Below are 11,465 nucleotides of genomic sequence, written 5' to 3'. Positions count from 1 at the left end.
GCGATCCCAAGTACCTGAAGACAGCGCTGGATCGCCTGGTGGAAGAGGGTCGCCTGCGCGGGCTGGCGCCCGAGATCCGGACGCTGCTGGATCGCCTGGTGGATGCGCTTCGGCGGCGCGGCCTTGCCCCCGATGAGTGGCCACGCGAGCCCACCCCCGAGGAGTGGCTGCGCGGGCTCAGCCCCGAGGNGCGGCTGGAAGGTCTTGATCCCGCGTTCGTCGAAGCCTGGCTGAAGCAACATCCCCGTCACGACCGTTGACAGATCAGCGGTTTGCGCTGTCTTGCAGGCATGCGCAGCCGCGATGTTGATTCCTGGGAATCGCCTCAGCCCCCTGTCCTGATTCCGGCGGAAGACGTCGCTCATTGCCATGAGCGTCCGCCGTTACCGCTGACGCTTGCGGCCGAGCGCTAAGGGACGCGCCAGAACCCTTGGGCTCCAACTGAACGCTAAGCATCGCCGATGATCTGTGCCGGCTCAAAGACCAGGCGCGCCACTTGCGTGCTGGTGAACTGGACCAAAGCGAGTCCAGCACCCGGCTGACCGGTGCCGACCGGTTCCTGCGAAGGACAGACCCCGAATTCCTGCGCGTACTCACCGACGGCATCCCCTGTCTTGGCAGCCGGACGACATTCTGCGCGCGACGGATCCTGAACAGATCAAAGCCTGGCTCAAGCAAACAGAACACTCAGGGGATTGACGGAAATCGCCTCGCAAGCAGTGGGACTTAAAGCGATTCCAACGGCGCGGCTGTAGGGGCGACTTCAGTCGCCCCCACCCGCCGGTAGATGCTTCCCCGGCCGTCACCTTAAGCCCGCAGGAATATGCGCCGTAAGCCGTGCTCTTGATCGTCGTTCCACCCGACGAGGCCGCGTGGCCGGCACCGTGATCAAGGCCCGCGGCGCCATCCAGCAACCCATTACGCCCAACGGCTTTCGCCCCCCAACCGGAGGCCGACGCTTTAGCTTTAGAAGGGACAGCACATGACTCATGAATCCATGTTCGATATCCGCTGGCAACAGCGTTTTGCCAATTACCGGCGAGCCTTCCAGCAACTGCGGGAGGCCGTGGACTTGGCCAAAGAACGGCCCTTGTCCAGACTCGAACAGCAAGGGCTCATTAAAGCCTTTGAGTTTACTCAGGAACTCGCCTGGAATGTCATGAAGGATTACTTCGAGTATCAGGGCGCCACCGACATCACCGGTTCGCGCGACGCCATCCGCGAAGCGTTTCGGCGTGGTCTGGTAAGCGACGGCGACACTTGGATGGATACCATCAAAAGTCGCAATCGCTCTTCGCACACCTATGACGAAAATACGGCTAAACAACTGATCGAGATCATTACAACCCGCTACATGGCTGTTTTCGGCGCTTTCCTGACACGCATGGAGGCGCTAGCTGATGTCGGCTGACATCACCCCCGAAACCTGCGGGCTGTCGCAATCGGTCATCGATCAAATTCGTGCCGTGTTCGCCAACTCTCCCACCATCGAGCGTGCTCTACTCTATGGTTCTCGAGCTATGGGCAATTATCGCCGTGGCTCGGATATCGACCTTGTCTTGGAGGGCCGCGGGTTCGACGAGTCCCAACTGCTGGCAATGGAAACACAGTTGGACGACCTGCTGCTACCTTACTGCGTCGATCTCTCCAGGCTTGTCAGCATCCAGAATGAAGCACTGCGAGACCACATCCAGCGGGTGGGCCGGGTGTTTTACGAAAGCCGATCGATCCTGCCATCACCGTTAGCCAGGCCTGGCCTCAGTACGTCAGATGCGGTAAGTCACCGGCACTGATGGCGAAATGCCCAAAGAGCCCCGTAACCCCGTGAGAGCATATTCTGGATCACGTTGGACCGCGCCCCGATCGATCAACCACCTTGCCGCCGCGCCTCACCCGCGTTAGCATAGCCCCTCGTTTAAGGACTGAACAAACTGAAGCCTCAACCTCCGGCTGGCCGTGCAGGTCTAGCGTTCGGACGTGATCACTGGACGTCTTCCGTGGCAAAAAAATGCGTCGCTTGCTGCCGTGGCCCGGCGCTACGCCGTACGAACGACCAAGCCGCGACGGCCCGCTTGACGATCAAGCCCCGCGCTCTGTCGAAGCGTCCGGCCTTGTATCCTCAGGCAACACCAGGAACCCCAGCATGCGACTCGAAGCCATCTACGATCACGGACACATTACCTTTACGCGCCCGATTTGTTTGGCCCAAGAGCGCTTTCCCGTCCTCATCGAGTTGCCTGACACGGCCCTGAACACCGCGGAACCCCCAACGCAGACCCAACCGTCGGTGGTCAAACCTCCCGCCGCCGCAACAGATCTCTTGACCGAGATCCGGCGAGTCCTTGGTCCTCTTAATCGCCAGCGCACCGCCGTCAGCGCCGCAGAAGACAAGCAAGCCTTGACTGAAATCCTGGCAGAAAAATACGCCCGGTGAAGAATCTTGTCTTCCACGTCAATGTCATCCTCGACCTCTGGCTCGCGCGCCAGTCGGAAGAACGGCTATGGCTGATCGCGGGTTGGAGGAACGCCTAACGGTCTACACCGGTGCTAAGCATTGCATCACGGTCGCCGGCGGCACCGATGCCCTGCTCATCAGCCTGATGGCGCTCGGCATTGGTTCCGGTGACGAGGTCATCACCACGCCCTTTACGTTCTTGGCGACCGCGGAGGTCAATTGCCCGCCAGGTCATGAGCCTGCCCATGCACCGGAACCTGAGCGAAGCCGACCAGCAACGCATCGTCGCGACCCTGATTCAGAGCGAAGCTAAGTAAAGTACGGAACCTCATCAGAACAGCAACACTGCGGCCACGTGGGCTCGCCGACTCGAATCCTGACGCCCTGATTGGGAAATTCAAGCCTTGAGGAGCCTGTCATGTCGACGCGCGGATGTTACGAACTGGAAGATCATTCGGATAAGCCAGCCAGGTGGGCCGAGTCTGATCGGGAGGAAGCAAGTCGGCTAATGGATCTGATTGCGCAAGGCAAGGTCGATCGTTATTCCCTCAAGGAAGCTGAGGCGACGTTCCAATGTGCCGAGGATTCCTTCTGGGGGCCGCATTGCCATGAGCGTCCGCCGTTACCGCCGACGCTTGCGGCCGAGCGCTAAGGGACGCGTCAGAAGCCTTGGACTCCAACTGAACGCTGAACATCGCCGATGATATGGGTCGGCTCAACGACCAGGCGCGCCACTTGCGTGCTGGACCAAAGCGAGTCCATCACTTGTCTGGCCGGTGCCGACTGGTTCCTGCGAAGGACAGACCCCGAATTCCTGCGCGTACTCACCGACGGCATCCCCTGTTTCGGCATCGAGCCCACCGCTGACACTGCCGCAGCGGCCGCGTCGCAAGGCCTTATTGCACAAATGCATCGACTGGAGATGACCGACATGTCCTTCAATGTGGACGATATCAAACGCGACGCCCTGCGCGTGATGCTCGACAACCCATGGCAGACACCGGAGAACCATGCCACCCTGCGCGCCGACCTGCTTGAGAAATTGAGCCCCGAAGAGCGCCTGCACGGCCTGGATCCGGCGGAGGTACTCACATGCTATACGCCCGAAGAGCGCCTGCGCGGCCTCCCGCCGGAAGACATCCTGCGCGGGATAGATCCCGACCTGATCAAAGCCTGGCTCAAGCGAACCGGACACCAAGGGGATTGACGGAAATCGCCTCGCAGGCAGTGGGACTTCCCTCGCCGGATCCGGCGCTGATCAAGCGCCTGTGCAAGACTGCCCGCTATCATGGTTACGCAAAGCACAAGGCGGCACCGCTTGCATTCGGGTTGGCTCCCTACAACAAACTCCGGGGTGATGCCACGCTGTGTGATGAGCACGCGGGCTTTACCAAAGAGCAATCGCCGAGGCTGTTTACCGTCGTTTTCACGCGTGGTCGATGGACGACGGGGACGCGATCGATCGGGCAGCGGCCGAACGGAGCCAAGCCCTGTATGGTTTCAAGGCATGAGTGAATTCTCACTTCAACTCGAACCCAAGCCGGACGCAGCGTCCGACGATCCGTGTCGCCTCCGCATCGGCGCCGGGAAAACCGTCTTCACCCGTCTATTGCGCAATCAGGGACACCAACCGGATGACGCGGTGCTGGCCGCGCCGGCCCCTTTGGCCTATTGGTTCTGCGACAACTGGTGGCGGCTACGCTGGGAAAGCATCCCAGCGAGCGGCCCGACGGCCGCATGGCGTCTGTCGCATGACATCGCCTCAGTCGGCGGTGGTTACGCATGGCCCCGCCTCTGCATCTGGGGTGATCTGGACCGTATCGGTTTGCTCAGCCAGGCCGACCCGATTGGTGTCATCGGTCCGGTTCGGTATCTCACGGATGCACTGTTGTACGTGCCGGCCACAGGTTACGAGGCCCAGGTGGATCAGTTTCTCGATCGGGTGGCCGACGCGCAGCAGGGGTTCGGATCAGACCGTCAGGCCCTGCGCGCACTGATCGGTGCACTCAGAGCGGAACGCACAGACCCCGCGGTGGCCCGTTGGCGGCGGATCGAGGCGCGGCTGGGTTGTGACCCCGATCAGGGCCCGGATGAAGCCATCGAGGCACTCGGGGCATTGGCAAACCACTTTGGTCTGGAGGCGGTCGAAGAGGCCATCGCAGCGCGACCGGGTGGCGATGCCTCACAGGTTCTGGAGCGCGCGGTGTCCATGGTCCGAGCGGCGGGGCAGCGTTGCGATTTTTCCGCACTGTTGTCCGCGGTGTCGCCGATGCTGCGCACGCCGTCGGAACCGCCGTGGATGGCCGCCGAACTCGCTGCACAGCGAGTGCGTGCCGCGGCCGGGATTCAACGGGGGCCGCTGCATAATAAAAGGCTGGCAGAACTGCTGGGCACGACCACCGAGGTCTTTCAACAAACGGCAAGCCATGAGCGTCTTGCCTATGGTCTGCGTCTGGGTGAACAAGGGCCGACAGGCCCTCAGTCCATTACCTTGCGCGCGAAGTGGCAGGAAGGGCGTCGCTTTACCGATCTGCTCGAAGCTGCTTGAGAAGAGCCCGACCATCTCAAACAGGGAAGACCTGTAGGGTCCGCTGTGCGGACCGACGACCGTGCAAGATCGCGCGGTGGCCGGGTTCATGACCAAGGCCTGCTGAGGTCTTGATCATCGCTCCGGCCAGCGATGCCCATTTGGAGTCAAAGGCTTCAGCCTTGGCCTGCCGATCCAAGGCTGAAGCCTTGGATTCCACTCGGCCAGCGCTTCGAACCGGACAGCTATGCCGATCTTGGCGTCGTAACAAATTGATAATATAGATAAAAAACTTGGCGCCTATCGTCCAGCGTGCTCGTATATTAAAAGAGTCCTCGATAACACTTAATACTTAACACCTAAAACCTCCCCCACCCCCATGCTAGTCAACCTGACATACGACCCCGGTGAGCACCGCGTAAAACACTGCTGGAACAAACCGGAAGCCGGCTTCGTTGCTCTGGACCGTGGGCGAAAAACAATACATGTTGGCAAGTGTCCGAATACACTAAGCAAAGCCCAAGCCGAGCAGCTCCTCCAAGCGGGTGTGAGCTATCCCCTAGACAGCCCGGAGCCTGAGCGCATCTACAATGTACATGAAGGTATCGTGTACGAGGCCGTTAACACCGGCGACTCCCCCTGGCACGGCTATCCCTGGCGCGCACGCCCCGGTAACGCGCCGCTACCAGACCAGATAAAACAAGAGCTTGAACGCCGTGCGGTTGCCGCTGGCTACGGCCGTGCGTTCAAGAATTGGATGAAGAACTATGGCCGATGAGCTCGGCTTTACCCTATTCGGAGACTCGGCGCTCGGATCCCGAGAAGCCGGTTGGGCGCGCGCGGTCTTATCATTGGACGGCGAGCCTTACTGGGCGGATGAGGATGAAGGTCCCTTCGACTGGACGTGGATTGAGATGTTGGACTGGTTGGCGCGCAATTGGTCCGCCCTGGTCCTCGAAGAAGGCTGGCCATTACCGTTGCCGAGAGTACGTCATCCAGGCGATCTGCTGCCTCAAGCCCGCGAGCGCTGGCGCGACCTGTCGCAGGCGCAAGTCGATCTGGAACAGACGCTGGTTTACCGCTACCTTGATCGTCACAACCTCGGGCGATCCATCCGCGGCGCGTTCGTCCCGGCCCTGACCATCGCGCGTTCCGGCAATACCATGTGGTTGGTCGACGAGGATCAGCAACCCTCTCGCGTCGCGTTCTCCGCCGCTTACCTTCTGCTTGAACAGGTCGGTCAGCAACTCGCGCACTTCTTTGCGGTGAGCCAGGTGCCACACGTTCAGGCCACCGTCGCGGCCTGGCATGACCGCGAAAACGGGCTGAGGCGTCATTGCCTGACCTACCGCACCGGTCTCGACCACGACCGGCTGACACGGCTCGGAAGCGTCCCCTTGTCGCTGATCGAACCACCGGCACAGGATTTCGATCCAGTAAAACCAGAGTCCGCCTACCTGGCAGCGGCGAGAATGGCGCGCCATGTGCTTACGAGTTCGCAGATCGGCGCACTCATCATGCGTATCCACAACGAAATGCGCGGCGGAACGCCCATCTCGCCCCGCTTGGCGACCCACGCCCAAACCGCGTTAGGTTCGCTCAGAGATGGCAAACCATGGGAGCAGGGTTACCGCCTTGCCCAGTGGTTACGCGCCGAGCTAAAACTCGATCCAAGTCAGCGTTTTGATCCCATGCAGTTGATGCATGACTATGATGTTTCAGTGATTAGCGCCACACTAGAGACCCCCGCGATCGATGCGATCGCCTGTTGGGGCGAGTCCGCTCCCCTGGTGATGATCAACACCCACGCCGAAGCACGTTCGAGCACCATGCATGGTCAACGCAGCACCCTGGCACATGAGTTGTGCCATCTCCTGATCGACCGAGACCGAGCGCTGCCGGTTGCGGAAGTGTTGGGTGGAGAAGTGGATGTAGAATGCGAGCAAAGGGCCAACGCCTTTGCCGCCGAGATCCTGTTGCCGCAGGCGTTGGCCGCGCGCCGTTGGTCCGCCGCTGCATCGCCGGGGTCAGCACTCGCCGAACTCTGTGTCAGCCATGGTGTCAGCCGGCAGCTCGCCGCCCAACACCTCCTCAACACGACATCGTCAAACCTCACGGAAGACGACCGAATCCTCCTGGAGCGAGCGCTGCTGCGGAACCGCACCACCGTCGATACAGCCGGAACCCAGTGAGCGCTGCTCACCTCAGGGTCGGCCTGGCTCATAAACCCGGCCGCCCTGCAGCGCACCTGCACCGCCTTTAGGTGATTTCCGGGAAAGATTCTACCAACAGGTAGGGGCGACTTTAGTCGCCCCGACAGCCCCTGCGGATCTTGCTGCACTCGCAAGACCAGACAGGGCCTCGATTTTTCAGACGAACGCTGCACCGCCGCCTGCTAAAGCCTCGACCTCCAATCGCGCCGTCCCGGTCGCCGGAGGTTGAGCCCGCGTGGTACGAAGTTCTTCGGAAACCACCTAAAACTTAAAACCGGAATGTCCCACCCCCCCATCCCGCCGCTAGTCCTCCCGGCGATCCGCCAGTTCGTAGACCGCATCGCCAGTCACTACCCCATCGTGGGAGTCATCCTCTACGGCAGCCGCGCACGGCGCACGCACCGCCCGGACAGCGACACCGATGTCGCCATTCTGATGCAAGGGCCGCACCAGCCCTTTCTACAGACCAAACTGGCCATGGCCGATGTCGCGTATGACGTGCTGCTGGAGACCGGCATCAACATCTCACCGTTGCCGGTCTGGATGGATGAATGGGAGCACCCCGAAACTTACCCGAATCCTCAGCTCCTGGAGAACATTGCGGCTGAGGGCATACGCTTGTGAAGACCACGCTGACGCCAAAGCCGGCCACGGTCAAGATTCCGGCCACTCGGACTCGCCGGGTGCGTAGTCAGGCCATCCTGGCCTGACACTGTCAGGGCTGGAAGCCCTGACTACGCATGCCGCTGGCCGGGATGACGATCGAGGCCCCAAAGGGCCTTGATCATCGTTCCGGCCCACGCTGCTCATTTGGAGTCCAAGGCTTCAGCCTTGGCTTGCCGTTCCAAGGCTGAAGCCTTGAACTCCAGCCCGCCGGTGCCTCGGCTGACCGGAACGATGATCAAGGCCGGCACCCGTCGAAACAATGATCAAGGCCCGCTGCCGCGTGTCCTCAACCGCAATCAAGACCCGCAACCCTTGATCGCGATCCCCCTTAGGATCACGATATGCAAGCCGTAAAGGCGCTCTATCGCAACGGTCACATCCAATTGCTGGCGCCGCTGACCGGTGTGGTAGAGGCCGAACTCTTGATCGTTGTCCTCGACCGGGATGAGGGCACCGGCCTCCCCGTCGCCGCATTCCAACGCCGTCCCGACGATGCGGAGCAAGACTTCCAAGCCTTGGGTATGGCCAGTTATTTTGCGACGGATGACGATGCCCGCGTGGATTGGGAAGAGGTATTCGATGTCAAACCTCGGTGACATCGTACTGCTGGACTTCCCCTATACGAACCGTGCCGGCAGCAAGGACAAATGGGCCTACGCCTACCTGCTCACCCCGCACGGCATCGAGCAGAAGGCCCAGATCACCCTGCGCTTCCTAAAGCGCAAAGAAGCTGAATACCTGGCCCTGGAAGCCGAGATCGCCCGCCTGCGTCAGGACGTCCGCGCCCTGCACGCCGACCCGGCCGCGGACCTCGACCCGAACGCCTGACCCCGGCGTTTCGGTAAGGTGCCGGAATCCAGTACCAGGCAGGGCTATCGCGCAACCGCGGGCGGTGTGCTGGTTGCGGGTGACCGTCCGTGGCACTGGGTTCCGGCATCGTGCCGGAACGACGGACCGCGCGGTGAACCGCGCTCTGCGTCGTCCCGGCTCGGAGGCCGGGACCCAGTGCCACGGACGGTACCTCTCAGCCACTAAAGCGCCCCAAGCACAAACCAAGCGCTGCCGCCGCGCCCCCGCCCCACCGGCCGCCGTGGATCTCGCAGCCCGTCGTTCCGGCAAGGATGCCGGAACCCAGTGCCAGGACGGCACCTCTAAGCCACACCGGTGCCCTAAGCACAAGCCAAGCGCCGCCGCCCCACCGGCCGCCGCGGATCTCACAGCCCGTCGTTCCGGCAAGGATGCCGGAACCCCGTGCCATGGACGGTACCGCGCAGCGAGCACGGACCGGCAAGATTAAGACGGAACGCCCTACACCGATGCCGAAAAAACCACATCCGTCCACTGTCCCGCGCGACGATTACGACACGCCCTGGAAAGACGTACTCGACCGTTGGCATCGGCAGTTTCTCGAGTTTTTCTTCCCCCTGGCCGCCGCCGACATCGACTGGTCCCGCGGATATGAATTCCTCGACAAAGAACTCCAGAAGGTCACCCGTCGCGCGGTCGTGGGTCGCCGCCATGCGGACAAGCTGATCAAAGTCTGGCGGTGCAGTGGAGAGGAGACCTGGGTCTTGATCCACACCGAGGTCCAAGGCGACCGGGAGGCGGACTTCCCGCGGCGCCTCTACATCGATCACTCGCGACTGACCGACCGTTACAACCGCCCGGTCGCCACCTTCGTGGTGCTGACCGACAATCATCCCAACTGGCGCCCCGTGCGCTACGCGCACGCGCTGTGGGGTTGCCGGGCGGTCTTGGAGTTTCCCAGCATCAAGCTGCTGGACTATCGTGACCGCACGGCCGAACTGGAGGCTAGCCCCAACCCCTTTGCGCTGGTCGTGTTGGCGCACTTGGCAGCCACCGCGACCCGTCGCGACCCGGCCGCGCGGCTCGAACACAAGATCGGCCTGACGCGCCGACTCTATCGCCTCGGGCTGGAGCGCGACGCGATCTTGAGTCTCTACGCCTTCATCGATTGGGTGTTAGCGTTGCCCGACGCCTTGGAAGAAGACGACCATCGCTGCATTCAAGCGCTAGAGGAAGCCGAGCACATGCAATACGTCACCACTGCCGAGCGCATCGGGATTCAGAAAGGCCATAGAGAGGGAGAGGCGGCCATGCTCTTGCGCCTGATCGCCCGCAAGTTCGGTCCGCCCACCGAGGCGGTGCGTGAGCGCATCGCGCGCGCCGACTCCGAAACCCTATTGGAGTGGTCCGACCGCATCCTCACCGCCCAGACCCTCGACGAGGTGCTCCACTAACCGAACGGCCAAACCACCTTGCCGCCGCGCCTCACCCGCGCTAGCATAGCCAGCCGTTTAAGGACTGAACAACCATTTCGAGCAGGTGCGAACCGGTGACCTCGGCCATGCCCGCCACTGACAGGGTAGGGCGGTAGCGTGTCCGGACCCGTTTGACCGCTCCGCACGGGTCGCCTCACGTTCCCCACCAGCCCCAACGGCCTTCGCACCGCCTTAGCGCCCGGTGCACCCCAACCGGAGGCCGACGCTTTAGCGGGCGGCGCCCCGCANCCAACTGGAGCCTCAACCTCCGGCTGGCCGTGCAGGCCTAGCCTTCGGACGTGATCACCGGACGTAGGGGCGGGTTTCAAACCCGCCCCTACACGAGGTCTGTCTGGATATCAGGTGCGAACGCGATATAACGTGATCCGGACCGCACCGAAGCCCCCCAGGAGCCGCCCCCGCCGTGAGCGAAGACCGCCACTTCCACGCCCTGCGCCTGCTGCAAGCCAACCCCGCGCTCTCCCAGCGCGCCCTGGCNCGCGAACTGGGCGTCAGCGTCGGCGCCGCCAACTACTGCGTGCGCGCCCTGGTCGACAAAGGCTGGATCAAGATCCAAAACTTCCGCACCAGCAAGGACAAACGGGCCTACGCCTACCTGCTCACCCCGCACGGCATCGAGCAAAAGGCGCAACTCACCCTGCGTTTCCTCCAGCGCAAAGAAGCNGAATACCTGGCCCTGGAAGCCGAAATCGCCCGCCTGCGCCAGGACGTCCGCGCCCTGCACGCCGTCCCGGCCGCGCACCTCGATCCGACCGCCTGACCCCGTCATTCCGGCACGATGCCGGAACCCAGTGCCACGGACGGTCCCTCTCAGCCAGCACGGCGCTGGACTTTGGTCACGATTCCGGCCAGACGGCATCGGGTGGACAAACGTGGCGCCGTCCACCGGCCGGTAGGATGATCAAGTCCGACGTCTCTGATCGATCGATGCGATTCCTTGGTGCCGATAGGCCATGGCAAACCTGGCCTCGCTGTCCGATTCCCCCATGAGCCACGACCAGAACTTCAAGAACCTCATTCTCGACTACCCGCGCGAGGCCATCCACTTCGCNGCCGCCGCGGAAGCCGCCGCCATCGATCCGGGGGCGCGGATCCTGCCGATCCGTCAGGAACAGCTCAAAGAACGCCTTGGCGCGCGGTTTCGCGAACTGGATACACCCCTGCTGGTGGAGTGGCCGGATGGCCGGCGTGAAGCCTTGCTGTTCGTCCTGGAAGAAGACACCGATCCCCAGCGGTTTTCCATCCACCGCCTGGCGCATTATTGTCTGGATCTGGCGGAGTTGCTGGGCATGGAACGGCTC

15 protein-coding genes and 1 pseudogene are annotated in these 11,465 nt (G+C 62.3%); all 16 read left to right on the top strand.

Translation table 11 applies throughout. From position 1 onward, the window contains the following. Positions 1-982: 982 nt before the first annotated feature. Positions 983-1,411: a nucleotidyltransferase substrate binding protein gene (locus A39O_RS0103230; RefSeq protein WP_026199132.1), complete on the top strand. Its 429-nt coding sequence runs from the start codon at positions 983-985 to the stop codon at positions 1,409-1,411. Next, positions 1,401-1,793, top strand: a complete 393-nt coding sequence (locus A39O_RS31790; RefSeq protein WP_020503275.1) for a nucleotidyltransferase domain-containing protein — start codon at positions 1,401-1,403, stop codon at positions 1,791-1,793. The genes A39O_RS0103230 and A39O_RS31790 overlap by 11 nt, the downstream gene beginning before the upstream one ends. Positions 1,794-2,143: 350 nt before the next feature. Then, a complete protein-coding gene (locus A39O_RS0103220; protein WP_020503274.1) occupies positions 2,144-2,434 on the top strand; it encodes a hypothetical protein in 291 nt (96 codons plus the stop codon). A 67-nt stretch (positions 2,435-2,501) separates the two neighbouring features. Continuing rightward, the gene (locus A39O_RS43085) at positions 2,502-2,768 is read left to right on the top strand and encodes a DegT/DnrJ/EryC1/StrS family aminotransferase (RefSeq protein ID WP_407635623.1); all 267 of its coding nucleotides are present in this window, start codon (positions 2,502-2,504) and stop codon (positions 2,766-2,768) included. Between the two features lie 105 nt (positions 2,769-2,873). Continuing rightward, positions 2,874-3,107: a hypothetical protein gene (locus A39O_RS41560; RefSeq protein ID WP_169338397.1), complete on the top strand. Its 234-nt coding sequence runs from the start codon at positions 2,874-2,876 to the stop codon at positions 3,105-3,107. Between the two features lie 87 nt (positions 3,108-3,194). Then, on the top strand, positions 3,195-3,662 hold the full coding sequence (locus tag A39O_RS0103195) for a hypothetical protein (protein ID WP_020503270.1): 468 nt from the start codon (positions 3,195-3,197) through the stop codon (positions 3,660-3,662). Then, the gene (locus A39O_RS40240) at positions 3,659-3,970 is read left to right on the top strand and encodes a hypothetical protein (RefSeq protein WP_157639589.1); all 312 of its coding nucleotides are present in this window, start codon (positions 3,659-3,661) and stop codon (positions 3,968-3,970) included. Before A39O_RS0103195 ends, A39O_RS40240 begins: the two co-directional genes overlap by 4 nt. Next, complete coding sequence (locus A39O_RS36155) at positions 3,963-5,003, top strand: hypothetical protein (protein ID WP_020503269.1); 1,041 nt, start codon at positions 3,963-3,965, stop codon at positions 5,001-5,003. The genes A39O_RS40240 and A39O_RS36155 overlap by 8 nt, the downstream gene beginning before the upstream one ends. Positions 5,004-5,361: 358 nt before the next feature. Continuing rightward, positions 5,362-5,760, top strand: coding sequence for a hypothetical protein (locus tag A39O_RS41555; protein WP_169338396.1), 399 nt, complete (start codon positions 5,362-5,364; stop codon positions 5,758-5,760). Beyond that, a complete protein-coding gene (locus tag A39O_RS0103185) occupies positions 5,750-7,174 on the top strand; it encodes an ImmA/IrrE family metallo-endopeptidase (protein ID WP_020503268.1) in 1,425 nt (474 codons plus the stop codon). The genes A39O_RS41555 and A39O_RS0103185 overlap by 11 nt, the downstream gene beginning before the upstream one ends. Before the next feature lie 300 nt (positions 7,175-7,474). Beyond that, positions 7,475-7,819: a nucleotidyltransferase domain-containing protein gene (locus tag A39O_RS0103180; protein WP_020503267.1), complete on the top strand. Its 345-nt coding sequence runs from the start codon at positions 7,475-7,477 to the stop codon at positions 7,817-7,819. 383 nt (positions 7,820-8,202) lie between these two features. Beyond that, positions 8,203-8,457, top strand: a complete 255-nt coding sequence (locus A39O_RS0103170) for a hypothetical protein (protein ID WP_020503265.1) — start codon at positions 8,203-8,205, stop codon at positions 8,455-8,457. Further along, on the top strand, positions 8,441-8,689 hold the full coding sequence (locus A39O_RS31780; RefSeq protein ID WP_020503264.1) for a helix-turn-helix domain-containing protein: 249 nt from the start codon (positions 8,441-8,443) through the stop codon (positions 8,687-8,689). Before A39O_RS0103170 ends, A39O_RS31780 begins: the two co-directional genes overlap by 17 nt. A 488-nt stretch (positions 8,690-9,177) precedes the next feature. Continuing rightward, the gene (locus A39O_RS0103160; protein WP_020503263.1) at positions 9,178-10,122 is read left to right on the top strand and encodes an RpnC/YadD family protein; all 945 of its coding nucleotides are present in this window, start codon (positions 9,178-9,180) and stop codon (positions 10,120-10,122) included. Between the two features lie 445 nt (positions 10,123-10,567). Further along, on the top strand, positions 10,568-10,924 hold the full coding sequence (locus tag A39O_RS0103155) for a MarR family EPS-associated transcriptional regulator (RefSeq protein ID WP_020503262.1): 357 nt from the start codon (positions 10,568-10,570) through the stop codon (positions 10,922-10,924). 226 nt (positions 10,925-11,150) lie between these two features. Then, a pseudogene (locus A39O_RS0103150) lies at positions 11,151-11,465 on the top strand (hypothetical protein); the annotation flags it as partial.

The sequence above is a fragment of the Lamprocystis purpurea DSM 4197 genome (genome assembly GCF_000379525.1).
Lineage (GTDB): Bacteria > Pseudomonadota > Gammaproteobacteria > Chromatiales > Chromatiaceae > Thiodictyon > Thiodictyon purpureum.
This window is presented reverse-complemented; position numbering and strand designations above follow the sequence as displayed.